The organism is Puniceibacterium antarcticum (genome assembly GCF_002760615.1).
GTDB classification, from domain to species: Bacteria; Pseudomonadota; Alphaproteobacteria; order Rhodobacterales; family Rhodobacteraceae; genus Puniceibacterium; species Puniceibacterium antarcticum.
Genome location: NZ_AWWI01000044.1, coordinates 18,321 through 44,078, shown reverse-complemented (window position 1 = coordinate 44,078; position 25,758 = coordinate 18,321). Strand labels below are relative to the sequence as shown.

Genomic DNA, 25,758 nt, shown 5'->3' with positions numbered 1-25,758 from the left:
CGTTGCGGCACGGCATCAAACGTTAACCCGATAGGATGGAGGCCCCCAGATGGCTCTGGATACGCACCCCGGCATCATCAGCTACGATGCACCCGAAAAAGACCTCTACGAAGTGGGTGAAATGCCGCCGATGGGGTATGTGCCCAAGAAAATGTATGCATGGGCCATCCGGCGCGAACGCCATGGTGAACCGGACAAGAGTTTTCAGGTCGAAGTGGTCGACACCTGGGAGATCGACAGCCACGAAGTGCTGGTGCTCGTCATGGCCGCAGGTGTGAATTACAACGGTGTCTGGGCAGGCCTCGGCGTACCGATCAGTCCCTTTGATGGTCACAAGCAGCCCTATCACATCGCAGGCTCCGACTGCTCTGGAATCGTCTGGAAGGTGGGCGACAAGGTCAATCGCTGGAAGGTCGGCGACGAAGTGGTGATCCACTGCAACCAGGACGATGGCGACGATGAGGAGTGCAACGGTGGTGATCCGATGTTTTCGCCAAGCCAGCGGATCTGGGGCTATGAGACCCATGACGGATCCTTTGCGCAATTCACGCGCGTGCAGGCCCAGCAGCTGATGCCACGCCCAAAACATCTGACCTGGGAGGAATCCGCCTGCTACACGCTCACCCTTGCGACGGCTTACCGGATGTTGTTCGGGCACGAACCGCACGAGTTGAAGCCCGGGCAGAATGTGCTGGTCTGGGGCGCGTCGGGTGGGCTTGGGTCCTATGCGATCCAACTGGCCAACACCGCCGGGGCCAATGCGATCGGCGTGATTTCGGACGAAAGCAAGCGCCAGTTCGTGATGGATCAGGGCGCTAAAGGGGTGATCAACCGCAAGGAGTTCAACTGCTGGGGTCAGATGCCCACGGTCAACACGCCCGAATACAACGATTGGCTGAAAGAGGCGCGCAAGTTCGGCAAGGCGATCTGGGACATCACCGGCAAGGGCGTCAGCGTCGACATGGTATTCGAACACCCGGGCGAGGCGACCTTTCCTGTTTCGACTCTTGTGGTGAAAAAGGGCGGCATGGTTGTGATTTGCGCTGGCACCAGCGGGTTCAACTGCACCTTTGACGTGCGCTATATGTGGATGCACCAGAAGCGGTTGCAGGGGTCGCACTTTGCGAACCTCAAGCAGGCGTCGTCGGCGAACAAGCTGATGATCGAACGGCGGCTTGATCCCTGCATGTCCGAAGTGTTCCCTTGGGCCGAGATTCCGAACGCGCATATGAAGATGCTGAAGAACGAACATAAACCCGGCAACATGTCCGTGTTGGTGCAGGCCCCGACCACCGGATTACGCACGCTGGAGGATACGCTGGAAGCACGCAAGTAACCTCGCGCGATCAGTCTGATCGTGACCGCCCGCGAATCGACAATGATTGCGCGGGCGGTTTTGCGTCCGCTGCTCGGTTTTAGGTAAAACAAGAGGTTCGAAATCGCGCCCTCGCCATTTCTGGGGAGGTGTAATTCGCGAATATGACCGCTTCGATGGCCGTGATACTCTGAAATTAAGAGTTCATTAACCACTGTAAAGCGAGGATCGAGATGGCACACGACTGGATTATTGACGTTCTGATCGATCTGAAAAATTTCGCACGGTCCAACGGGTTTAACAGCCTTGCAGAGAATCTGGATGATGCCCAGATCCTTGCTCAGATCGAGATTGCGTCGCACGCCAAAGGAATGGCCTGTGGATCACGCACTAACAAGCTCGTCGCTGGACGAGATACTGGAGCAGCTCGAATGCGCTCAGGCTTTTCAGGGGCTTCAAGCCGCTTCTGAGGCTTTGAGAACCTACTATAATGTGGGTCATATTGTCTATCACTGGGTCAACAGCAATGGCGAGCCGATCGGATGCGGCACCTATGACAGAGCGTGGATAGACCGCTACGTTGAGAAAGGATACCTGCGCGCAGACCCGGTTATCCTTGGATGCAGTCAGCGCTTTCAACCCGTAGACTGGAAGCTTCTGGACTGGTCAAGCAAGCCATCGCGCACGTTTCAGAAGGATGCGATTGACCACGGCGTAGGAAATCAAGGGTATTCCATTCCGATCAGGGGGCCAAACGGGCAGTTTGCCTTGTTCACGGTCAGCCATACCTGTGACGACGATGAATGGTCGAAGTTCATCGAGATAAACCGCAAAGATCTTCTGTTGCTCGCGCATTACTTCAATAAAAAGGCACTGGAACTTGAGCCGGGGCGCAAACCCGACGCAGCACAGCCCCTGTCACCGCGAGAGATCGAAGCGATGACTCTGCTCGCAATGGGGCACAGCAGGGCGCAGGCTGCCAACATGCTGGCGATATCTGAAAACACCTTGCGGGTTTACATAGAAAGCGCCCGGCACAAACTCGGGGCAATGAACACGACACACGCCGTTGCCCGTGCTATGGCACGGGGTGTGATCGTTGTTTAACTGTGTGTTAACCATGCCGCACGGTGGCGTCGGAGAGCGTTAGTTTTTCAAGGCGAGACTTTCTTCATAAACCGAAGGGAGCCTTACAATGATCCGGTATCTTTATGCAGACCAGCTTGACCAGTTTCCTGTCCTTCGCGACAGCATGTTCCGCGACCGTGCGGACCAGTTTCGCACTCGTCTGGGCTGGGAGGTGACAGTCGACAACGACGGGTTTGAGAAAGATGAATACGACACACTGAACCCGCTTTATGTGATCTGGGAAAAGCCGGATGGTCGTCATGGAGGGTCCATGCGCCTGCTGCCGACCCTCGGGCGAACAATGGTCAATGACCATTTTGGTCATCTGACTGATGGCGTGCGGATCGAAAGTCCCTTGATCTGGGAATGTACACGCTTCTGCCTGGCCCGTGAAACATCCCCGCGAACCGCGCCATCCCTCATGCTGGCTGGCGGAGAGGTGATGCGCAGCTTTGGTATCGATCATTGCGTCGGCGTTTTTGATGCAAGAATGGTTCGGATTTACCGCATGATCGGTGCGTCGCCGGATGTTCTTGGTACGGAGGGTACGGGCCGCGAAGCGATCAGCGTAGGCCTATGGAATTTCTCTGCAGAGGCCGAGGAAAGAGTTGTGGAAAGTGCTGGCGTTGATCCTGTGCAGTCGCGACTTTGGTTTGAACAGGCCTTCGGTGCGGCGAAGCAATGTGAAGCTGTCCAAGCTGCTTGAGGCTGGCGTCGGCTGAGGCGGGGCGTTAGTGTCCCGCCATGACTCTGCCTACACTCACCTTCTCTGACGATCAGGCCGAAGCCTATGACCGGGTGGCCGACATGCTGCGCGCTGCCGGCGTCAATCTGAACGATGGGATGGTCCTGCCCGCAAAAGAGGGCAAGGCGCAGGTGATGGCGCTGATCGGCAAGGCGGGGTCAGGCAAGACGCTGCTGCTGGCTGAACTTTACAAGGCGCTCGAAGGCGCGGGGATCGAGATCGTTTCTGGCGATTTTGAAAGCCGCAAGCGCCGGGAAAAGCGCACGCTGGCCATTCTGGCCCCCACGAACAAAGCCGCAAGCGTGCTGCGCATGCGCGGCGTGCCGGCCACAACAATTCACCGCATTCTGTATACGCCAGTCTATGACCCTGAATATGAACGCATCGCCGAATGGCTGACCGGCAGCGGTGAAAAACCCGAGACAGAGGCCCTGACGGAAGAGTTGTTGGACCGTGCCTTTGTGGCCTATCAGGGCCATAAATCCGTACCTGCGGCGCTGGCATCTGCGGGTTTGCGCGGCTCGGATTTCATCACCGGCTGGAAGCGGCGAGAAGAGCCACTGGACATCGGTTTTGTCGACGAGGCGTCCATGCTGGATGAGCGCCAGTTCGAAGACCTGCAAGAAATTTTCCCGAATCTGCTGCTGTTCGGTGATCCGGCCCAGTTGGCGCCGGTGAACGCGCCCGGCGGCATGGTCTTTGACGGGATGAAACCAGAGCAGAAGATGGAATTGCAGCGTGTCCACCGGCAAGAGGCGGACAACCCAATTCTGGATCTGGCCCATGCTCTTGCCGATCCGGACCTGCAATTCGCGGATTTTGAACGCATGGTCGAAGAAAAATCCAAACAGGACGACCGCGTCGTCTGGGGGCAGCGGGTCGAGGTCGATCTGATGGCCCGCTCACCCGTGCTCGTCTGGCGCAACAACACGCGGATCCGCCTTATCCATGCCTTTCGGGCGGTCCACGGCGCGCCGGACACCGAGCTGCTGGAAGGCGAGCCGCTGATCTGCGACGGGCTGGAACTTCCGCTCAAGCATCGCAAGAAACGGCTGGATCTTGAGGCGCGTGGCTTGATCAAGGGCGCGCAGGTCATCTATCTGGGACCGGGACGCAAGCCAGGGTTTTCCCGGTTGCACGTGATGGGGGCCGAAGATCCGCAGGTGTCTGCTGCCTCTATCGTTAAAATCGAAAAGCCGGATGAGGAAGAACCGTTCATTCCCTTTGCCGCGCGCATGGGGGCGACCTTTCTGCACGGCGCGGCGGTCACGATTCACAAGGCGCAGGGGTCACAATGGGACACGGTGCAGGTTTTTGCCCCGGATCTGTTTGTCGCCGCGCGCATGGGGCGGGTCGAGGCGGGACAACCCCTGTGGAAACGTCTGGCCTATGTGGCGATCACCCGGGCGCAGGAGCGGTTGATCTGGGTGGTACGCAACCGGCTGTCGAAACCGACAGGGCCCTTGGTGGTGGATGATCTCAAGGCCTCTGCTGCCCCCAGGCTGATGCTCGAGTCGGAGGAATTCGAGTGAAGGCCATCCTGATCACCGGAGCGAGTTCCGGGATTGGTTGTGCCGCGGCACAGGCCTTTCTGGACATGGGATGGCAAGTGGGTCTGCTCGCGCGGCGGGCCAGCGCCCTTGCCGATGTGGCGGGCGGGGCTGAAAACGCCCATGTGCTGGTGCTGGTGGCGGATGTGAGCGATGCTGAGCAGGTGCGCGAGGCCTTTGATCTGTTTCAGCACCGTGTCGGCAGAATCGATGTCCTGTTCAACAATGCCGGAATGTTCGGCCCCTCAGCAGCGATTGACGAGGTGCCCCTAGATGCCTGGGAGCAGGTGGTGAACGTCAATCTGCATGGCATGTTCCTGTGCGCGCGCGAGGCCTTTGGCCGGATGCGGCGGCAGGACCCTAAGGGTGGGCGGATCATCAACAACGGGTCCATTTCTGCCCATGTCCCACGCGAGGGGTCGGTCTGTTATACGGTGACCAAGCATGCCGTGACCGGGCTGACCCGGTCGCTGAGCCTCGACGGGCGACCTTTCGACATTGCCTGCGGGCAGATCGACATCGGCAATGCGCGCACCGACCTTCTGGAGGATCTGGTCGCGCGGGCGCGGGCGGCAGGCCAGCCTGAACCTGCGACCATGGATGTGGAATCGGCGGTCAAAGCGGTGCGGCTGATGGCCGAAATGCCGCTGAGCGCGAACGTGCAGTTCATGACCGTGATGGCGACAAAGATGCCCTATATCGGGCGAGGCTAGAGGCCCCGATTGGGGGAAGCCTCTTTTCCCCAGCAGGCGACCCCGTCGCTCAACCTTCTATCAGCAGACTTTTGGTGCTGCCGTCCTTCGGTGCTGGGCCTATGCTGATTTCGAGCGAGATATTCAACGGCTCTGACTGGCTCTTGTGGCGGCGGGCGAGTGCGATTCGGTACATGGGATCCGGCTTCTGTCGGAACGTCATCGGAAAAATCTATTGCGTCCGTGGCCTTGGGTTGCACAGAGTGTCACAAGGCCCAAAGCAGAAGGTTGGGGAGGACCAGATGCACGGAATGATGATGAACCAACCGCTGTCGATCATTGAGATCCTGCGGTACGCATGTGGCGCACATCCGGGGGCGGGGCTTGTGTCGGTCCGCACTGAGGGCGACATTCACCGCGAAACCTATGCCGAGGCTTACGGTCGCGCCGCGCAGCTTGCGCATGGGCTGGGCAAGCTGGGCATCGGGCCGGGGGATCGTGTCGCGACACTGGCCTGGAACGGTTACCGGCATTTCGAGATTTACTATGGCGTCTCTGGCATGGGCGCTGTCTGCCACACGATCAACCCGCGGCTGTCGGCTGAACAGATGCTCTACATCATCGGCCATGCCGAGGATAAGGTGCTCTGTGTCGATCTGACCTTTGTTCCGCTGATTGATGCACTGGCCGACCACCTGCCCAAGAGCCTGCAACTGGTGGTGCTGACCGACCGGGCGCATATGCCCGACAGCGCGCTGAACCTGCTCTGCTACGAAGAGATATTGGCGGGCGAGGCGACGCAGTATGACTGGCCCATTCTGGATGAGCAGACGGCAGCTGCGCTCTGTTATACCTCGGGCACGACGGGCCATCCCAAGGGCGCGCTGTATAGCCATCGTTCGACCGTGATGCATGCCATGACCGTCGCGATCACCCTGAACAAGAGCCTCAAGGAAGGTGCGAACATCCTTCCGGTGGTGCCGCTGTTTCACGTCAATGCCTGGGGGCTGCCCTATGCCGCGCCACTGGTTGGGTCTTCGCTGATCATGCCGGGGCCGAAACTGGATGGTGCGTCGCTTTATGATCTGATGGAGGCCGAGACTGTCACCTCGGCCTGGGGGGTGCCGACGGTCTGGATGGGTCTGCGCGCCGAGATTGAAAAGCGTGGTCAGCCGCCCAAGGGGTTCGAGCAGGTGATGGTTGGCGGCTCTGCTGCGCCGCGCAGCATGATCGAAGGCTTTGAAAAGGACGGCGTCGATGTCTGCCACGCCTGGGGGATGACCGAAATGTCACCCGTTGGCACACATGGCCAACTGTCCGAGCCGATGAAGTCGCTGCCCTGGGACGAGCAGATGCGCCTGAAATCGCTGCAGGGGCGGCGGCTGTTCGGGGTCGAACTGAAGATCGTGGATGAGCAGGGCAACCCCCTGCCGCATGATGGCAAGGCGATGGGAGAGCTTTACGTGCGCGGCAACACCATCGTGTCGGGCTATTTCAACAACCCCGCGGCAAGTGCCAAGGCGCTGGACGCCGAGGGCTGGTTCGGCACCGGCGATGTGGCCACGATCAACGCGCTGGGGTTCCTGAGCATTCAGGACCGTTCAAAGGATCTGATCAAGTCGGGCGGCGAATGGATCAGCTCGATCGACCTTGAGAATATCGTGATGGGATCGCCCAAGGTGGCCGCCTGCGCCGTGATCGCCATTCCGCATCCCAAATGGGACGAACGCCCGCTGCTGGTTGTCGTGCCCAAGGGCGAGGACAAGCCGACGCTGGACGAGCTGCACGAGATGCTGTTGGCCCATGTCGCAAAATGGCAGTTGCCGGATGCGGTGGAATTTGTTGCGGATCTGCCGCTGACGGCGACGGGCAAGGTGTCGAAACTGACCCTGCGCAAACAGTTTGAGGGCTATCAGCTGCCGGATGTCGTCTGAGGCATCGGGGTTCGTCCAACAGGCCGCTACGCGCCAAAAGGAGAAGATATGGATCTGGGAGTAACCGCCCGAGTCGCGCCGCTGATCGCGCAGGTGCGCGAGATGGTCGAACGTGATATCGCGCCGCTGGACGCCGAATTCCACGCTGAGGTGGGCAAACATCCCTCGGGCGACCGGTTTCAGCATACGGACCGGCAGTTGGACATCCTCAACGGTTTGAAAACGCTGGCAAAAGAGCGCGGCCTGTGGAATTTCTGGCTGACGGGGTCGGAGCGTGGCTATGGGCTGACGACTGTGGAATATGCCTACCTTGCCGAGGAAATGGGCAAGGTAGGCATCGCCGCCGAGGTGTTCAACTGCAACGCGCCGGACACCGGCAATATGGAGGTGCTGGAGCGTTACGGCACAGAGGCCCACAAAGAGCGCTGGCTGGGGCGGCTGCTGGAGGGCGAGATCCGGTCGGCCTATGTGATGACCGAGCCGGATATCGCGTCATCCGATGCCGCGCAGTTGAAATTCCGCGCCGTGCGGGAGGGCGATCACTACGTTCTGAACGGTGAAAAATGGTGGATTTCTGGGGCGGGTGATCCGCGCTGCGGGCTGTATATCGTCATGGCGATGACCGATCCTGAGGCAGCCAAACACGCGCGGCATACGATGTTCGTGATGGATGCCGACACGCCGGGCGTGGAAAAACTGCGGCCCATGCAGGTTTTCGGTCAGGATGACGCGCCGCATGGCCATTTACACTTGCGGTTCACGGATGTGCGGGTGCCGGTGGAAAACGTCGTGCTGGGCGAAGGGCGCGGGTTCGAGGTGGCACAGGGCCGTCTGGGACCGGGACGCATTCACCACTGCATGCGCGCCATCGGACAGGCGGAAAAGGCGCTGGAAATGATGTGCAAGCGCGGTCTGGCGCGCGAGGCCTTTGGCAAGAAGCTGGTCGAGCTGGGCGCGAATTACGACATCATTGCCAATGCGCGGATGGAGATCGAGATGGCGCGTCTGCTGTGCCTCAAGGCGGCGTGGATGATGGACACCAAAGGTGTGCGCGAGGCGCAGCCGTGGATTTCGCAGATCAAGGTGGTGGCCCCGCTGATGGCGGGCAAGGTGATCGACGAGGCGATGCAGATGCATGGCGCGGGCGGAATTTCGCAGGATTTCGACCTGGCGTATATGTGGACGCACGTGCGGACCCTGCGCTTTGCCGATGGTCCGGATGCGGTGCACCGCCGTCAGGTCGCCCGCGCCGAGCTGCGCAAATACGTCAACGACAAGGTCTAGGGCATGGAGGAGAGCCAGCTTGCCGCCGTCGCGACCTGGATGCGCGGGCAGGGGATTGCGCTGGACGGGCCGCTTGCTGCGCAGAAATTCGATGTCGGGCAGTCCAACCCGACCTATCGGCTGGTCTCTGGCACGCGGTCTTTCGTGTTGCGGCGCAAACCGCCCGGCGTGCTGCTGAAATCCGCCCATGCGGTGGACCGCGAATTCCGGGTGCAGCGGGCGCTGGCGGTAACAGATGTGCCGGTGCCTAGGATGCTGGCGCTGTGCGAGGATGAGGCCGTTCTGGGCGCGATGTTCTATGTGATGGAGCATGTCAGCGGGCGCAATATTGATGACCCGTCCATGCCGGGTATGGATCATGCAGCGCGCGCGGCGATCCTGTCCGAGATGAGTCGCGTTCTGGCGGCGGTGCATTCCGTAGATCTGGACACGGTCGGGCTGAGTGATTACGGCCCCCCGGGCAATTATTATGAACGTCAGTTGGCCCGCTGGACCAAGCAGTATCGCGCATCCGAGACCGGCGAGATTGCGATGATGGATGCGCTGATTGACTGGCTGGGTGCGCATCTGCCGCCCGAGGATGGTCAGAGGACTTTGGTCCATGGGGATTACCGAATCGATAACCTGCTGTTCGCACCCGACGGGCCGGGCTGTGTGGCCGTGCTGGACTGGGAGCTGTCGACGCTGGGCCATCCCTATGCCGATCTGGCTGGCGTGATCATGCAATGGCAGCTGCCCCCGGGGCCCGAGGGTCGGGGCCTTGCCGGGGTGGATCGTGCGGCGCTGGGCCTGCCAAGCGATGCCGAATTCGTCGCGGACTATTGCAGGCGGCGCGGGATTGATCAGATTTCAGGCTTTGGCTTTTACGTAGCCTTTGCATTCTTTCGCATGGCGGCGATCCTGCAGGGTGTGAAGAAGCGGGCGCTTGACGGCAATGCCTCGAACCCGGACAAGGCCTTGCGGCTCGGCTCCTTTGTGCCGCGTTTCGCGGAACTTGGACTGGAGGCGGCAGAGGCATGACTGAGATGGACCCGAGATTTCAGGAGGCGGAATATCCCTATTCCGCCCATCTGGGCATGAAGATGACCGGCTGGACCCAAGGCTGGGCGCGGTTCCAGATGCCGCTGGCGCCTTTCCTGTCGAACCGGCATGGCAATCCGCATGGCGGGGCACATGCGTCGCTGATCGACACGGTGATGGGCTATGCCGGGTGCTGGACGGGCGACCCTGAGGTCAAGCAGATGGCGCTGACCCTGTCGCTGAACGTGCAGTACCTGTCGCGGCCCAGGGGTGAATTGCTGATCGGTGAGGGGCGTCAGACCGGTGGCGGCAAGAGCACGTTCTTTGCCGAAGCGACTGTGTTGGACGAGACCGGAGAGCTGATCGCCTCGGGCACCGGAGTGTTCCGGTATCGCAGGGGCCAGTAGGCGTGGTGCCTGTGGCCCCTGTTGGATTTGCGTATTTTTGAAGAGAAGAAGCCGGGGTCGTTATGACTCTGCAGCCGTGCGGATGGCACGAATGTTGTCGCCGTAAGGGGCGGGGTTGCTGACCGAGCCACCCTTGAACGCGGCGGAGCCTGCGACCAGCACATCGGCCCCGGCGGCGCGCACAAGCGGTGCGGTCATGGGATCGACGCCGCCGTCGATTTCGATATGGATTTCACGATCGCCGATCATCGCGCGCAGGGCGCGGACCTTGTCGACGCAGGCATGGATGAACTTCTGCCCGCCAAAGCCGGGGTTCACCGTCATCACGCAGACCATGTCGATCATGTCGAGCAGGGGGGCCACAGCCTCGGCCGGGGTGCCGGGGTTGAGGGCGATGCCGGCCTTGCACCCCGCGCCGCGGATCGCCTGAAGCGTGCGATGGATGTGGGGGCCGGCCTCGACATGGGCGGTGATGATGTCGGCGCCGGCGGCGGCGAAGGCGTCGATATAGGGATCGACCGGGGCGATCATCAGGTGAACGTCCATCACCGTCTTGATATGCGGGCGGATGGCGGCGCACATGGCCGGGCCAAAGGTGAGGTTGGGCACGAAATGCCCGTCCATCACATCCACATGGATCCAGTCGGCACCCTGCGCCTCGACCGCCTGAATTTCCGCGCCAAAATTGGCGAAATCGGCGGCGAGGATCGACGGGGCGATCTTGAGTGAACGGTCAAAGGACATGGGGTTACCTCCTGCTGGCGCGGTGGGCGTATCAGTATCCGGCGCTGCGGTCCACCAGATGCAGCAGGCCCTTGCCTGACTCATTGCCGCGGATGTTTTCAGCGATCACACGCGAGGCGCTGTCGGGGCGGGTTTCCGAGGCGATGTGCGGTGTGACCGTGACCTTGGGGTGTGCCCAGTAGGGATCATCCTGGGGCAGGGGTTCGACGCGAAACACATCCAGCGTGGCATGGCCGATCTGGCCGCTGTCCAGCGCGGCCAGCAGGGCGGAATCGTCGATCAGCGGGCCACGTCCGGGGTTGATGATGGCGGCACCTTTGGCAAGCAGGGCGAGTGTGTCAGCGTTCAGCGTGTTTTCTGTCGCGGCGGTTGCGGGCAACAGCAGGACCACGATCTGTGCATCGCTCAGCGCCTTTGGCAGGCCGTCGGTGCCTGCATGGGTGGTGACGCCCTGCATCGGTTTGGGCGAACGGCTCCACCCCGTCACCGGGAAACCGAGGTTCAGCAGGGCGGTCGCGCAGGCCTGCCCCAGTGCGCCAAAGCCGAGGATCGTCACCGGGCGGTCCTTGGAAAGCGGCGGCGGGGAGTGGTCCCAGATGTGACCGGGGTTCACGATATGGCGGTCCATCTCAAGATGATGGCGCAGCACATGGCCGGTGACCCATTCGACCATGCCCTGAGTCAGCCCCTCTTCGTCCACCATGCGGGTCAGGGGCACGGTGAGGGTTTCGTTCTTCACCACCCCTTCGACACCGGCCCAGAGGTTCATCACCGCCTTGAGGCGGGTGTAGGGTGTAAAATCCTGCACGGCGCAGTTGGGCGCGTAGACGATGTAATCGACCTCTTGCGGGGCAAACTCCGTGCGCAGGTCATAGGCGAGGCCGGTGGCATTCAGCGCCTCGGTCAAAGGCGTCTCGTATTGCACCCAGCGGTCGGGCTGGGCGGCGAACAGGATGTTGACGGTCATGTTACCTCGGTCTGTGAATATGGGCACTTTGCACAAGGCCAAAGGCCGCCATGAGGACCAGCATGGCGGATCCGCCGTAGCTGACCAGCGGCAGGGGCACGCCGACCACGGGCGCAAGGCCCATGACCATCGACATGTTGATGGCAAAGTAGAGGAAGAATGTCATGCCGACCCCGAGGATCAGCAGGGACGAGAAACGGTCGCGGTTCTGCATGGCCGAGACGATGCAGAAGATGATGATCAGCACATAGAGCACCAGCAGCGACACCGCGCCGACAAAGCCGAATTCCTCGGCCAACGTATTGAAGATGAAATCGGTGTGCTTTTCCGGCAGGAAGTTCAGGCGTGACTGCGTGCCCTGCATGAAGCCGCGGCCGGTCCAGCCGCCCGAGCCCATGGCGATCTTGGCTTGGGTGATGTGATAGCCCGCGCCAAGCGGATCGGAATTGGGATCCAGAAAGGTGTCGATCCGGCGGAACTGATATTCCTTGAGCATCTGCCAGTCGGTGCCGCGGCTTTTCAGCACCGTTGCGACAACACCCACCCCTGCGGCGAGGACTGTGGCGAAATAGGCCCAGTGCACCCCGGCCAGGAACATCATCAGCGCGCCGCCGAACACCAGCAGCAACGCGGTGCCAAGGTCGGGCTGGGTCAGCACCAGCCCCGTTGGCAGCAGGATCAGGATGACCGGTATCAGCACCCAGAAAATGCCGGATGTCTTGCGGATCGGCAACCAGTCGTAATAGGCCGCCAGAAGCATCACCAGCGTGATCTTCATCAGCTCGGACGGTTGCAGGCGCATGAAGCCGATATCGATCCAGCGCTGCGCGCCCATGCCGACGGTGCCGAACAGTTCGACCACCACCAGCAGCGCGACGGAGACAAGGTAGGCGACCACAGCCATGTTGCGCCAGAACCAGATCGGCACCATGGCGACGGTGAACATGGCCGCAAGCCCCAGCAGATAGCGTTTCATTTGCGGCTCTGCCCAGGGCATGAAAGAGCCGCCCGCAACGGAATAGAGCATCAGGAACCCGACCGAGGCCACTGCCGACAAAAGCAGCACCAGTGGCCAGTTCAGGTACAGGATCTTGCGCAGGCCGGAGGGGACTGTTTTGACGGAATATTCAAGATAGCTCATGCGCGGCTTGGCCCTTTGGCATCAGGTACCTGACGTTCCTGGCTGATCCGCTCTTGCTGAGCCTTGATATGTTCGTGATCCTTTGAGGGATAAGCCGAGAGCGGCGGGTCCCCCTTGTACAGCGCCTGCAGCGTCACATCCCGGTTGATCGGTGCGGCCGCAGACGAGCCGCCGCCGCCATGTTCGACCACAACCGAAACCGCGATCCTGGGATTGTCATAGGGGGCAAAGTTCACGAACAGACCGTGGTCGCGCCGGTTCCAAGGCAGATCGTTGTTGTTGATCACACCGCGTGCACGTTCCGCCGCGCTGATGTTGCGCACCTGGCTGGTGCCGCTTTTGCCGGCCATGCGAAAGGTCTCTTCGACAATGCGCGATCCATATCCGGTGCCGCGCCGGTTGTTGGACACGGCAAACATCGCACGGCGAATCCAGCGCAGGTGGTTTTCGTTCAGGCCGAGACTTTCACCACCCTGCGAGGGTGTTTCAACCCCTGCGATGGATTTGATCAGCCGTGGCGTGATGCTGCGCCCGGTCGCCAGACGCGCGGTCATCACCGCCTGCTGCAGCGGTGAGGTCAGCACGTAGCCCTGACCGATGGCCACGTTCACCGTATCACCGATCACCCATTCAGAGCCGCGTTCGCGCCGCTTCCACTCCATGTCCGGGACCAGACCTGCCGTGACCGCCGACATCGGAATGTCGTGGATGGCGCCCAAGCCCAGACGGCGGGACATGGCCGCGATATTTTCGATCCCGACCTTGAGCGCGAGGTCGTAGTAATAGACATCGCAGCTTTCGCGCAGCGAGGTTTCAAGGTTCATGTGCCCGTGGCCGGCATGTTTCCAGCAGTGGAAGCGCCGCCCGCCCACTTCGAGATAGCCGGGGCACCAGACCGTATCCTCGGCGCCGATGACGCCCGCATCAAGGGCGGCCATTGCGGTGACCATCTTGAAGGTCGAGCCTGGCGGATAGGCATCCTGCACCGTCTTGGAGGCCAGCGGGCGACGATCGTTTTCGCGCAGTACGCTGTAATCCGCGACCGAGATCCCGCGCACGAACTTGTTTGGATCATAGGCAGGGGAAGAGGAGATGGCGAGCACATCGCCATGTTCGAGATCCATCACCACCACGCTGGCACTTTCGTGGCCCAAACGCGCGCGCACATAGTCCTGCAGGCGGCCATCGATGGTCAGCTGCAGATCTGCGCCCTCTTCGCCCTCGCGGCGGTCGAGTTCACGCATCACGCGGCCCACCGCATTGACCTCGACCCGCTTGGCGCCGGCCTTTCCGCGCAGCATCTCTTCGTATTTCGCCTCGATCCCGACCTTGCCGATCTGGAAGCGTGGGATGCGCAGAACCGGTTCGGGGTCTTCGTAACGGGCCAGATCGCGTTCGCTGACCGGGCCGACATAGCCTGCCACATGGGCAAAGGCAGTGGTCATCGGGTAATGGCGCGACAGGCCAACCTCGGGGGTGACACCGGGCAGGGCGGGGGCGTTCACGGCGATGCGGCTGATATCCTCCCAGCTGACCCGGTCGGCAATTGTAACAGGCAGAAACGGAGCAGAGCGTTTCATCTCGGCCAGGGCGCGGTTCAGTTCATCCTCGTCCAGCTTGACCAACTGTGCGAGGCGCGCGATCACATCATCCACGTCGCCCGCGTTTTCGCGCACCATCGAGATGCGGTAACTTGGCGCGTTTTCGGCGATGATGATGCCGTTGCGGTCAAAGATCTGGCCACGTGCCGGGGGAATCAGCCTGAGGTTGATTCGGTTTTCTTCGGCCAGCAGGCGAAATTCATCGGCCTGTTCGACCTGCATGAACTGCATCCGTGCCGCCAGAATTCCGGCAAACCCCAGCTGGACGCCGCCCAACATCACGCCACGGCGTGAAATCTTACGCGCGCTTTCTGCGGTGTCCCTTGGGGTGCGTCTCATAATGAATGTCCCAACCTGTCCACCTCACCGGGGGCCGAGCGTCGGACGCCGAAGATCAGATGCGACAGCACAACCACCAAAGGATAGATCAGGATGGTCAGGGCGAGCTGCATCAGGGTCAGGAACGGCGTGCCGAAGGGCACGATGAGGATCAGCAACACCAGTCTGTATAGCAGAGTTATTGTGATCAGACAGCCCGTCACGGTAAACCATTCGAGAAGAAAGGTTGTTTCGCGCTGCCGTCTTTCGCGCGATTTCAGCCAGTGCACGGCCATCACCACCAGCGCCGCCCAAAGCCCCGGCGGGCGCTGGAACATCAGATCCGCGAGCAACATGACCCCCGCAACGGCCAGCGTCGGTACATAATCGGGGCGGCGCAGGGCCCATGAAAGGCACAGGCAGACAATCAGGTCGGGCGCGGCCCAGCGGCCGGGAGTGGTTTCCAGCGGCATCAGATGAAAGAACATGATCAGCAGGCAGACAGCGATGAAGGCCGCGCGCATGGTCCAGATCCGGGCGGCGCTTTGATCAACCATTTTCTTCGGGGTCGCTTTCTGCGGGCGTCTCTTCCACGGGGGGCGTGCTGCCTGGTGGCACGCTGGGCAGGATCAGTGCGCTGGGCTGATCGACCTTGCGCGCGCCGTGATCACGTAGCACGCGCAGGAATTCCAGCCGTTCGTAATCTGCGGCCATACGCGTGCGCAGCCGTCCGCCCGGATCCTGTGCCACCTGTCCGATCAGCAGGCCGGGGGGAAACACCTCTCCGTCGCCACTGGTCACAATCCTGTCGCCGGGGCGCACGAGATCGGGATTTTCAAGGAAATCAATCGGCGGTGCGGCGGTATTGTCGCCCACAATCAGCGCCCGCTGGCCCGAGGGCTGGATGATTGCCGGAATGCGGCTGGTGGAATCGGTCAGCAGGATCACCCGGCTGGTGGTGTCACCGACCCCCGAAATCCGCCCGACGAGGCCGATACCGTCCATCGTTGCCCAGCCATCAACGATCCCGTCGCGCGATCCGACGTTGATCAGCACGGTCTGGCGGAAGGGCGATCCGGAATCCGCCAACACCACCCCGGTGATATAAGTAAGCCTGGGGTCCAGCCGGACGTTGTTGAGGTCACGCAGGCGCGCGTTCTCTTGTTCCAGCTGCAGCGCTGCCTCTTTCCAGGAGGTCATGTGCCGCAGTTCGCGACGCAGTTCCTGGTTCTGGTCATAGATGCTTTGATAGCTGCGGAAGTCGCGCATCAGCTTGACGCTGGCCGTGACGGGGGCCATCGCCCAGTCGAAACTGGGCACCACCGTATCCAGCACCTGCGCGCGAAACCGTTCCACCCTGGGCGAATCAATTCGCCAGACCAGAAACAGACCAAGCAGGCACAGGATCAGGACCGACAGAAGCAGACGCTTCAGCGGTCCTGTATATTCTGCGCCATTGGAGCGGTCGCGTGCCACCTGTCCCCCTTATCCCTTAAAGGTGAGAGGATCAGCTGTCGTAGTCAATCACGTGGCGCAGCAGTTTTTCGTATTCCAGTGCCTTGCCGGTGCCCAGAGCGACGCAGTTCAGCGATTCGTCGGCGATAGAAACGGCCAGACCGGTCTGTTCGCGCAGCGCCAGATCCAGATCGCCGAGCAATGCGCCACCCCCTGTCAGCATCACGCCCCGGTCGACGATATCCGCCGCCAGATCCGGCGGGGTCGCTTCGAGCGCGGTCATCACCGCCTCGCAGATCGCCTGCACGGGTTCGGCCAGAGCTTCGGCCACCTGAGCCTGGCTGATCTCGACTTCCTTGGGCACGCCATTCAGCAGGTCGCGGCCCCGGATCTGCATCGAAGAGCCACGCCCGTCATCGGGCATGCGCGCCGTGCCGATCGAGGTCTTGATACGTTCGGCGGTCGATTCGCCAACCAGCAGGTTCTGCTGACGGCGCAGGTAGTTGATGATCGCCTCGTCCATGCGGTCACCGCCGACGCGGACGGAGCGGGCATAGACGATGTCGCCAAGCGACAGAACGGCCACCTCTGTCGTGCCGCCGCCGATATCGACAACCATGTTGCCGGTCGGATCGGTGATTGGCATCCCCGCGCCGATGGCCGCTGCGATGGGTTCGGCAATCAGGCCCGCACGGCGTGCACCGGCGGACAGTACGGACTGACGGATCGCGCGCTTTTCAACAGGGGTTGCGCCGTGGGGGACGCAGACGATGACCTTTGGCTTGGAAAAGGTGGAGCGTTTGTGAACCTTGCGAATGAAATGCTTGATCATTTCCTCGGCTACGTCGAAATCGGCGATCACCCCTTCGCGCATCGGGCGGATCGCCTCGATGCTGCCGGGGGTGCGGCCCAGCATCAGTTTGGCGTCTTCGCCGACGGCGAGCACCTTCTTTACGCCGTCTTTGATGTGGTAGGCTACGACCGATGGCTCTGACAACACGATCCCACGACCCTTGACGTAGATCAGCGTGTTCGCTGTCCCAAGGTCAATGGCCATGTCTGCAGAAAACAGGCCTAGGAGTTTTTCAAGTCCAAACATTATGTCGTGCCCCAATATCGTTTTGGGCCCGCGACTCTCCCGATGCAGGCCGGTGGTCGTTATAGGCGCGGTTTATCTTTAGCGAAAGGGTCTGTGTCGGGCAATTCAGCGTGAAACTGCCAGACGCCGGTTTCATGCTGAAAAGTGGTCTGTTTTCCGGGGGCTGGACAGGGCTGTTGGGCCGTGTCGCTTTCCCGCCATGACAAGTCGGGCCAAGTCGTTGTCTTCGTCCGCGCTGCGCTATGCAGGGCGCGAAGCCTGCGGGAGTAGCACATTCATGAAAACCCACGTCAAAGCACTGGTCGTCGGCGGCGGCGCTGTCGGCACCTCGATCGCCTATCATCTTGCCCGGGCCGGGTGGGACGATGTCATGCTGCTCGAACGCGATGAGCTGACATCCGGCAGCACCTGGCATGCCGCCGGCCTGTTGCCCTATTTCAACATGTCCTTTGCGACGACCCATATCCATGACTATTCGATCAAGTTCTACAAGACGCTTGAGGAAGAGACCGGGCTGAACGCCGGTTTCGCCGTGGTGGGCAACCTGCGCATGGCGCAGACCGACGCACGGATGGATGAATATATGCTGTATGCCACGACCGCAGAAACCTGCGGCGTGCCGTTCGAATGGCTGACCCCGGCGCAGATCAAGGACCGGTGGCCGCTGGTGCGCACCGATGACCTCAAGGGTGCGATCTTTCACCCGACCGATGGCTATATCAACCCCGCCGACGTGACGATGGCCATGGCCAAGGGCGCCCGCCAGCGCGGTGTGGTGATCGAACGCAAGTGGCAGGTCGACAGTTATATCTGGATGGGCGACCACTGGGACGTGGGCATCACCAAGATGGTGGAAAAGGGCGGCAACCTTGTCCCGTCCGAAGAAACTGCGGTGATCCATGCCGAACATGTGGTGACGGCGACGGGCAACCATGCGCAGCGCACGGCAAAGATGCTGGGGATCAAGATCCCGGCGATTCCGGTCGAACATCAGTTCATCGTGACCGAACCCGATCCCGCGCTGGTGGAATATCGCAAGACCCATGACCAGCACCCGGTCCTGCGTGACGCCGATGCCAAGTGGTATGTGCGCGAAGAGCGCGGCGGCTGGATCCTGGGGCCTTACGAAAAAGGCGCGCCTGCGAGGTTCGAATACGGCGTTCCCGACAGTTTCCGCGCCGACCTGTTCCCACTCGATCTTGAGCGGATCGAAGAGGAATATATGGCGATGATCCACCGGATCCCCAGCTCGGAAACCGTTGGTCTGAAAGATGATTTCAACGGTCCGATCTGCTATACGCCCGATGGAAACCCGCTGGTCGGCCCGGCGCCGGGGTTGCGCAACATGTGGCTGGCCGAAGGGTTTTCCTTTGGGATCACCGCAGCGGGGGGCACGGGGTATTACCTCGCTCAGATGATGACACAGGGAGAGGCCGAGATCGACATGGCCTCGCTGGATCCCAAGCGCTACGGGTCCTGGATGACCACCGAATATGCGGCCCGCAAGAACGAAGAGGCCTATGAGAATGTCTTTGTCCTGCATCATCCGGATGAAGAACGCCCGGCCTGCCGTCCCCTGCGCACCGTCCCCGCCTATGACCGGCAAAAGGCGCGTGGCGCGCAATTCGGGCATGTGAACGGATGGGAACGCCCCAACTATTTCGGCCCGCTGGATGCACCGGACAGTTTTGACCATGATTCACGGTCTTTCCGTCGCGGTGGATGGTGGGAACACGCCGTGTCCGAAGCGAAAGCAATACGCGAAGGCGTCGGGTTGATCGACGCCTCCGCTTTTACCAAGCAACTCGTTAAAGGTCCCGGCGCCACTGCGTTTCTCGACTGGTTAACATGTAACAAACTACCAAAAGTGGGCCGCATCAACCTGACCTACGCGCTGACCAACGCGGGAAGCACGCGCACGGAATACACCATAGTAAGGTTAACAGAGGGTGAATTTTATCTGGTTTCTGCGGGGGCCTGGACAGATTACGACGCGGATTTCCTGCGCAAGGCGGCCGAGGACAAGGCGGGGGAATTTGGCTATATCGAGATCCAGAATGTCACCACCCAATACGGCGTCTTTGCCATCGCGGGGCCGAAATCCCGCGAGGTACTGTCGGCGGTGATCAAGGATGCCGATCCGGCTACTGCGCTGAGCAACAAGCGTTTTCCGTGGCTTACCATGCGCGATATCGAACTGGGCATGTGCCCGGTGCGCGCCATCCGCGTCGCCTATACCGGCGAGCTGGGCTGGGAGCTGCACCACCCGATCGAGATGCAGAACTACCTGTTCGACCTGCTGGAAAAAGCCGGTGAGCCCCACGGGATGAAGCTGGTCGGGGCGCGGGCGCAGAACTGGTTGCGGCAGGAAAAATCCTATCGGGCCTTTGGCAATGAGCTTGGGCGCGATGCCACGCCGCTTGAGGCGGATCTGCCGCGCTTTGTGGATTTGTCAAAGGATTTCAACGGGAAAGAGGCGATGGAGGCGGTGGGAATCCGCTCCAAATGCATCACCCTGCTGATTGACGGGCCTGCGGATGCGGACCCCTGGGGCCGTGAGGCGCTGTATGCTGAGGATGGCACACGGGTTGGGCGTCTGACCTCGGGCGGGTATTCCGTGGCCTTCGGCAAGAGCATTGGCATGGGCTATGTGAAGCCGGAACATGCGGTGGTTGGCAAGGTGCTGAAGGTCAAGATGTTGAACCAGTTGTGGGATGCGACGGTGACCGAGGACAGCCCCTACGATCCGCAGAACGCGACGATCCGCAAGGACGGCTGAAGGGATGACAGGGCGGGGGAGACCCCGTCCTGTGGCCTGCTGGAACGCGTATGGTTTGCGTATGGAAAGCGTATGGCGGGCATAAGGCGGTGAGCGATCCGCCAAAATGCAAAACGCCCCACCGGCTGGACCGGCGGGGCGTTTTTAATGGTTAACGTGAAGCGAATATTCGTTAACAAATTACCCCAGCAGGCGGCGTGCGATCACCTGAGCCTGAATTTCGGCGGCGCCTTCGAAAATGTTGAGGATGCGCGCGTCGCACAAGATGCGGCTGATGGTGTATTCCAGCGCGAAACCGTTGCCGCCGTGGATCTGCAAGCCGTTGTCGGCGCAGGCCCAGGCGATGCGAGCGCCCAGCAGCTTGGCCATGCCGGCCTCTAGATCGCAGCGGCGTCCTGCGTCCTTTTCGCGGGCCGAGAAATAGGTGAGCTGGCGGGCCACCATGATTTCGACCGCCATCATGGCAAGCTTGCCTGACACACGCGGGAAGTCGATCAGCGCCTTGCCGAACTGCTTGCGGTCCTGTGCGTATTTCATCGACACGTCGAGCGCCGATTGCGCGACACCTATGGCGCGGGCGGCGGTCTGGATGCGGGCGGATTCAAACGTCTCCATCAGCTGTTTGAAGCCTTTGCCGGTTTCGCCACCCAGCAGGTTTTCGCCCTTTACATGGAAGTTGTCGAAGGCCAGTTCGTATTCCTTCATGCCGCGATAGCCGAGCACCTCGATTTCGCCGCCGGTCATGCCCTCGGTCGGGAAGGGGGCGTCGTCTGTGCCGGGGGTTTTCTCGGCCAGGAACATCGACAGGCCCTTGTAGTCGGTCGTGTCGGGATCGGTGCGGGCGAGCAGGGTCATGACATGGGTGCGGGCGGCGTGGGTGATCCAGGTCTTGTTGCCGGTCACCTTGTAATCTTCGCCGTCCTTGACAGCGCGGGTGCGCAACGCCCCGAGGTCAGAGCCGGTGTTGGGTTCGGTAAAGACCGCTGTGGGCAGCTTTTCGCCCGAAGCCAGCGCAGGCAGCCATTTCTGTTTCTGCTCTTCGGTGCCGCCGGCGATGATCAGCTCTGCCGCGATTTCAGAGCGGGTGCCCAGCGAGCCGACACCGATATAGCCGCGCGAGAGTTCTTCGGAGACGACGCACATCGACGCCTTGGACAGGCCAAAGCCGCCGTATTCCTCGGGGATGGTCAGGCCAAAGACGCCGAGTTCGGCCAGCTCGTCGATGATTTCCATCGGGATCAGCTGATCTTTGAGGTGCCATTCGTGGGCATAGGGTTCAACCTTGTCGAGCGAGAAGCGGCGGAACTGTTCGCGGATCATCTCAAGCTCGTCATCAAGGCCGGTGGCCCCGACGGTGATTTCGGCCGAGCGTTCCTGCATCAGCTCAACCAGCCGGGTGCGGGCGGCCTGGGTGTTGCCGCGGCGGCGCAGGGTGGCGATGTCGGGCGTGTCGAGCAGGGCCGCCACATCGCCGTCCAGCCCCATATCCGACAGGCGCAGGATTTCGCCCTGGCTCATCGGGATGCCACCGGCGATCTGGTCAAGGTATTCGCCGAAAGCGATCTGGTGGATCAGCTGTTCAACCTCGGAAAACTTGCCGGTTTCGACCAGCATCCCGGCCCAGTGCTGCATTTGGCGCAGGGCTTCGGTGTAGGTGGCGAGCCAGGCAAGGCCGTGCGCGGCGGTCTGGTGCGCCTCGATCAGGGCGCCAGAGACACGACCGTTTTCTTCGACCAGCGTGCGGACGCGGGATCTGGCCGCCTCGAAGATTTCTTCGACCGGGCTGAGCGCGGTCCAGGTGAGGGTAAGAAGATCGGGCAGAAGGATGCTGTCCGGGAGTGAGAGGTCCTGACCGTCATGTGCCATTGTTCACGTCCTTTCGATTGTTGCGTCCGGGGATAATCCCTTCGCAGATGCAGCGCAACAAAAATACCTGAAGGTGCGACTATTGGTTCAAATATTGCGCAGTGCTTTTTTGAAGAACTCCCTCAAAGGCTCTGATATGAGGCGCTTATGGATACATTGCTGACCCTCATGCCCCTGCCCTTGTTGGGGATCTGTCTTGGAATTACGCTGCTTGCGGGCATCGTCAAGGGCGTGGTGGGATTCGCCATGCCGATGATCATGATCTCGGGCCTTGGGTCGGTGATTTCGCCAGAACTGGCGTTGGGCGGGCTGATCCTGCCCACGCTGGTGACCAACGGCATGCAGGCGCTGCGGCAGGGGCCTGCGGCGGCGTTCGATTCGGTCAAACGCTACCGGGTGTTCCTGCTGGTGGGGGTGGTGTTTCTGATGATCTCGTCCCAGCTGGTGACGGTGATGCCGGGATGGCTGCTGCTGGCGCTGATCGGCGGGCCCGTGGCGCTGTTTGCTGCGGCGCAGTTGCTGGGCTGGCGGGGAGAGCTGCCTGGCGGGCCGAGTCACAAGCTGGAAATCGGGATCGGTGCCGTTGCCGGGTTCATGGGCGGGTTGTCCGGGGTCTGGGGGCCGCCGGTGGTGGCCTATCTGACCGCGCTGGGCACGGAAAAGCGTGAACAGATGCGGGTGCAGGGGGTGATCTATGGTCTGGGCGCCGTGGCGCTGACCGGGGCGCATCTGGTGTCTGGCGTGCTGAACGCGCAGACACTGCTGTTTTCGCTGGTGCTGATCGTGCCGGCGGTGGCGGGCATGTGGATCGGCGGGTTGTTTCAGGATCGGATCGATCAGGTGCTGTTTCGCAAGATGACGCTGGTGGTGCTGATGATCACGGCGCTGAACCTGCTGCGGCGGGCGTTTTTCGCCTGAAGCCACCGCTCAGGACATCAGGTTGCTTTCGCAGCCAAGGGCGATCTGCGGGGCCTGGGCGCGCGGCACCACGGTGAATTGCGCACTGTAAAGTTCCTGCCCGTTCTGGCGGGCGGTGAAGGTCCAGGTGCCGGTCACAAGTTCCATCGGCAGATCAAAGGTATAGGCGTTGACCGAAGGGCCTTCGCCGCCCAGCGTGGTGACATAGGTCTGTTCGGTGATGTCGGTCCCGATCAGCGGCGGATGGGTCAGGGTGATGACCGTATCACCAAAGGCCTGCGGGCCGACCGTATCGACGCGCACCCCGAAGCTGAGCCCCGGAACCATGGGCACGACGCTGCCCAGCCACTGGAATTCCGGGGTGTGGTCGTAAAGTTCGATATGTCCCGCAGCGGTGCCGGGAGCATCCATGGTGGCGACGGAGTCAATTTCGCAAAAGATGCCCTGAGTCACGCTGAGCTGGGTATTGTTCTGGATCACCTGCGCGGGGGAGGCGAGGGGCAGCGGGATCAGGGCGAGGCTGAGGAGGACGTGTTTCATCACGGGATGATGCGTCGGGTTTGCGCTGTTGGCAAGATGGCTGTGGGTCTGGGGCGGGTATCAGTCCGGCGGATTTTTGGTGAATTCGATCAGGTCCCAGAGGTTGCCGTAAAGATCGCGAAAGACCGCGACGGTGCCATATTCCTCTTGTATCGGGGGGCGGACAAAGGACACTCCCTTGTCGGACAGGCGCTGGTGGTCACGCCAGAAATCGTCTGTGTGCAGGAACAGAAAGACCCGGCCCCCGGCCTGATCGCCGATATAACGTTCCTGATGCGGGGTTGCGGCGCGTGCCAGCAGGATGGAGCAGCTGCCCGGCCCACGGGGGCGCACGAGGACCCAGCGTTTGTCCTGTTCGGGCTGATAGGTGTCTTCCACCAGCTCGAAGCCGATGGTGTTGACGAAATAGTCGATGGCTTCGTCGTAGTCGGGTACGACAAGGGCGACATGGGCCAGGGTCTGTGACATCGGGTCCTCCTGCAAGGGTGGGCACGTTGGCAGGTTATGCCACAGGGGGACGCATGTGCCAACGGCCCCGGCATCGCTGCCGGGGCCGTCTGGATCGCAGATCTGCGGGTCGCTCAGCCGATGGCGGCGGCTTTCACGTCGTCGTCGATATAGGGCACGTATTGCGCAAAGTTGTCTGCGAACATCTGCACCAGCTTGCTGGCCTGTGCATCATAGGCGGCCTTGTCATCCCAGGTGCGGCGCGGGTTCAGCAGCATTTCGGCCACGCCTTCGACCTGAACCGGCACTTCAAAGCCAAAGTTCGGATCCTTGCGGAATTCGGACTCGGCAAGGCTCCCGCCGAGCGCCGCAGACAGCAGCGCCCGCGTGGCCTTGATCGGCATGCGTGAACCGGTGCCAAAGGCGCCGCCGGTCCAGCCGGTGTTCACCAGCCAGCAGGTTGCGCCGTGTTTGGCGATCTTGTCACGCAGCAGGTTGCCGTAAACCTCGGGGCGGCGGGGCATGAAGGGCGCACCGAAGCAGGTCGAAAACGTCGGTTCCGGTTCGGTCACGCCACGTTCTGTACCCGCCACCTTGGAGGTGAAGCCCGACAGGAAGTGGTACATCGCCTGCGCCGGGGTCAGCCGGGCAATCGGCGGCAGGACACCGAAAGCATCACAGGTCAGCATGATGATGTTCTTGGGGTGGCCGCCAAGGGCGTTCTTGGATGCGTTCGAGATGTATTCCAGCGGATAGGCGCAGCGCATGTTGGCGGTCAGGCTGTCGTCGTCGAAATCCAGATCGAAGGTTTCCGGATCGAACATCATGTTTTCGATCACCGTGCCGAACTTGGTGGTCGTGTCATAGATTTCCGGCTCTGCCGCGCGGCTGAGGTTGATGGTCTTGGCGTAGCACCCGCCTTCGAAGTTGAAGGTGCCGCGATCGGACCAGCCGTGTTCGTCATCGCCGATCAGAACCCGCGACGGATCTGCAGACAGCGTCGTCTTGCCCGTGCCCGACAGGCCAAAGAACACGGCGGTGTCGACAGGGTTGCCGACGGCATGGTTGGCCGAGCAGTGCATCGGCATGATGCCCTTTTCCGGCAGCAGGTAGTTCAGCAGGGTAAAGACCGATTTCTTGTTTTCGCCCGCATATTCGGTGTTGGCGATCAGGATCAGCTTCTTGTCAAAGTTCATCGCGATCACGGTGTCGCTGCGGCAGTTGTGCTTGGCCGGGTCCGCCTTGAAGCTGGGGCAGTTGATCACGGTGAAATCGGCGGTGAATTCGTTGATGCTTTCTGCATCCGGGCGGCGCAGCATGTGGCGGATGAACAGACCATGCCAGGCCAGTTCGGTTACAACACGCACGTCGATGGCATAGGCCGGGTCCGCACCGCCAACCAGATCCTGCACGTAGTAGTCGCGGCCCTTCATGTGTTCGAGCATGTCGGCATGCAGCGCATCAAAGCCTTCGGGGGACATTCCGGCGTTGTTTTCCCACCAGATGGTGTCAACCACGCTGTCTGTCTTGACCACGTGCTTGTCCTTGGGGGAGCGGCCGGTGAACTTTCCGGTGGTGACCAGCAGGGCGCCACCCTTGCCCAGGGTGCCTTCTCCGTGTTTCAGGGCCGCTTCGATCAGCGCGGGCTCCATAAGATTGTAATAGACATTTCCCAGTCCCTCGATGCCTTGATCCTCGAGGCGGAAGTGCGGGTTCACCCGTCCAAATGTCATTTGCCAAGCTCCTGTAGCCGCGTATCGGGCGGCAGACCTAAAGTTCCAGTGGCGCCGAATTCGCCACCCGCCGGA

22 protein-coding genes are annotated in these 25,758 nt (G+C 61.3%); 11 read left to right on the top strand and 11 right to left on the bottom strand.

Going from position 1 to position 25,758, the window contains the following annotated elements; translation table 11 throughout:
- The first annotated feature begins 49 nt into the window (after positions 1-49).
- The 9 genes from ccrA (at position 50) to P775_RS05175 (ending at position 10,075) form a co-directional block, all read left to right on the top strand.
- Complete coding sequence (gene ccrA, locus P775_RS05215) at positions 50-1,336, top strand: crotonyl-CoA carboxylase/reductase (RefSeq protein WP_099909977.1); 1,287 nt, start codon at positions 50-52, stop codon at positions 1,334-1,336.
- A 357-nt stretch (positions 1,337-1,693) separates the two neighbouring features.
- Positions 1,694-2,422, top strand: coding sequence for a helix-turn-helix transcriptional regulator (locus P775_RS05210; RefSeq protein WP_245875576.1), 729 nt, complete (start codon positions 1,694-1,696; stop codon positions 2,420-2,422).
- A gap of 88 nt (positions 2,423-2,510) precedes the next feature.
- Positions 2,511-3,149 (top strand): acyl-homoserine-lactone synthase, encoded by a 639-nt coding sequence (locus tag P775_RS05205; protein ID WP_099909975.1) that lies wholly within the window; start codon positions 2,511-2,513, stop codon positions 3,147-3,149.
- Between the two features lie 38 nt (positions 3,150-3,187).
- Positions 3,188-4,720 (top strand): ATP-dependent DNA helicase, encoded by a 1,533-nt coding sequence (locus P775_RS05200; RefSeq protein WP_099909974.1) that lies wholly within the window; start codon positions 3,188-3,190, stop codon positions 4,718-4,720.
- A complete protein-coding gene (locus P775_RS05195) occupies positions 4,717-5,451 on the top strand; it encodes an SDR family oxidoreductase (RefSeq protein ID WP_099909973.1) in 735 nt (244 codons plus the stop codon). Before P775_RS05200 ends, P775_RS05195 begins: the two co-directional genes overlap by 4 nt.
- A 281-nt stretch (positions 5,452-5,732) precedes the next feature.
- Positions 5,733-7,364, top strand: a complete 1,632-nt coding sequence (locus tag P775_RS05190; protein ID WP_099909972.1) for a long-chain-fatty-acid--CoA ligase — start codon at positions 5,733-5,735, stop codon at positions 7,362-7,364.
- Between the two features lie 48 nt (positions 7,365-7,412).
- Positions 7,413-8,648, top strand: a complete 1,236-nt coding sequence (locus P775_RS05185) for an acyl-CoA dehydrogenase family protein (protein WP_099909971.1) — start codon at positions 7,413-7,415, stop codon at positions 8,646-8,648.
- Between the two features lie 3 nt (positions 8,649-8,651).
- Entirely contained in the window at positions 8,652-9,668 is a 1,017-nt protein-coding gene (locus P775_RS05180) for a phosphotransferase family protein (protein ID WP_099909970.1), read from the top strand.
- Positions 9,665-10,075, top strand: a complete 411-nt coding sequence (locus P775_RS05175) for a PaaI family thioesterase (protein ID WP_342749637.1) — start codon at positions 9,665-9,667, stop codon at positions 10,073-10,075. The genes P775_RS05180 and P775_RS05175 overlap by 4 nt, the downstream gene beginning before the upstream one ends.
- A 60-nt stretch (positions 10,076-10,135) precedes the next feature.
- Here P775_RS05175 and rpe read toward each other — a convergent pair whose 3' ends face one another.
- From rpe to P775_RS05140, 7 genes are read right to left on the bottom strand one after another with little or no spacing between them, the layout of a single operon-like run.
- Entirely contained in the window at positions 10,136-10,819 is a 684-nt protein-coding gene (gene rpe / locus P775_RS05170; RefSeq protein WP_099909968.1) for a ribulose-phosphate 3-epimerase, read from the bottom strand.
- Between the two features lie 31 nt (positions 10,820-10,850).
- Positions 10,851-11,786: a 2-hydroxyacid dehydrogenase gene (locus P775_RS05165; protein WP_099909967.1), complete on the bottom strand. Its 936-nt coding sequence runs from the start codon at positions 11,784-11,786 to the stop codon at positions 10,851-10,853.
- A gap of 1 nt (position 11,787) precedes the next feature.
- Positions 11,788-12,927, bottom strand: coding sequence for a rod shape-determining protein RodA (rodA, locus tag P775_RS05160; protein WP_099909966.1), 1,140 nt, complete (start codon positions 12,925-12,927; stop codon positions 11,788-11,790).
- The gene (mrdA, locus tag P775_RS05155; protein ID WP_099909965.1) at positions 12,924-14,867 is read right to left on the bottom strand and encodes a penicillin-binding protein 2; all 1,944 of its coding nucleotides are present in this window, start codon (positions 14,865-14,867) and stop codon (positions 12,924-12,926) included. The genes rodA and mrdA overlap by 4 nt, the downstream gene beginning before the upstream one ends.
- Complete coding sequence (locus tag P775_RS05150; RefSeq protein WP_099909964.1) at positions 14,864-15,403, bottom strand: rod shape-determining protein MreD; 540 nt, start codon at positions 15,401-15,403, stop codon at positions 14,864-14,866. Before P775_RS05150 ends, mrdA begins: the two co-directional genes overlap by 4 nt.
- Positions 15,396-16,322 carry a rod shape-determining protein MreC gene (gene mreC / locus P775_RS05145; protein ID WP_099909963.1) on the bottom strand — a complete coding sequence of 309 codons (927 nt, stop codon included), beginning with the start codon at positions 16,320-16,322 and terminating at the stop codon, positions 15,396-15,398. Before mreC ends, P775_RS05150 begins: the two co-directional genes overlap by 8 nt.
- Before the next feature lie 31 nt (positions 16,323-16,353).
- Positions 16,354-17,400 (bottom strand): rod shape-determining protein, encoded by a 1,047-nt coding sequence (locus P775_RS05140; RefSeq protein WP_099909962.1) that lies wholly within the window; start codon positions 17,398-17,400, stop codon positions 16,354-16,356.
- Between the two features lie 277 nt (positions 17,401-17,677).
- Between P775_RS05140 and P775_RS05135 the strand changes: the two genes are divergently transcribed.
- Complete coding sequence (locus P775_RS05135) at positions 17,678-20,179, top strand: GcvT family protein (RefSeq protein ID WP_099909961.1); 2,502 nt, start codon at positions 17,678-17,680, stop codon at positions 20,177-20,179.
- 180 nt (positions 20,180-20,359) lie between these two features.
- Here P775_RS05135 and P775_RS05130 read toward each other — a convergent pair whose 3' ends face one another.
- On the bottom strand, positions 20,360-22,045 hold the full coding sequence (locus P775_RS05130; RefSeq protein WP_099909960.1) for an acyl-CoA dehydrogenase family protein: 1,686 nt from the start codon (positions 22,043-22,045) through the stop codon (positions 20,360-20,362).
- 147 nt (positions 22,046-22,192) lie between these two features.
- Here P775_RS05130 and P775_RS05125 point away from each other — a divergent pair, with 147 nt between their 5' ends.
- Complete coding sequence (locus P775_RS05125; RefSeq protein ID WP_099909959.1) at positions 22,193-22,963, top strand: sulfite exporter TauE/SafE family protein; 771 nt, start codon at positions 22,193-22,195, stop codon at positions 22,961-22,963.
- Positions 22,964-22,972: 9 nt separating this feature from the next.
- Here P775_RS05125 and P775_RS05120 read toward each other — a convergent pair whose 3' ends face one another.
- The 3 genes from P775_RS05120 to P775_RS05110 form a co-directional block, all read right to left on the bottom strand.
- A complete protein-coding gene (locus P775_RS05120) occupies positions 22,973-23,503 on the bottom strand; it encodes a DUF3859 domain-containing protein (RefSeq protein WP_099909958.1) in 531 nt (176 codons plus the stop codon).
- 60 nt (positions 23,504-23,563) lie between these two features.
- Entirely contained in the window at positions 23,564-23,971 is a 408-nt protein-coding gene (locus P775_RS05115; protein WP_099909957.1) for a VOC family protein, read from the bottom strand.
- Between the two features lie 113 nt (positions 23,972-24,084).
- Entirely contained in the window at positions 24,085-25,683 is a 1,599-nt protein-coding gene (locus P775_RS05110; protein ID WP_099909956.1) for a phosphoenolpyruvate carboxykinase, read from the bottom strand.
- Positions 25,684-25,758 lie beyond the last annotated feature (75 nt).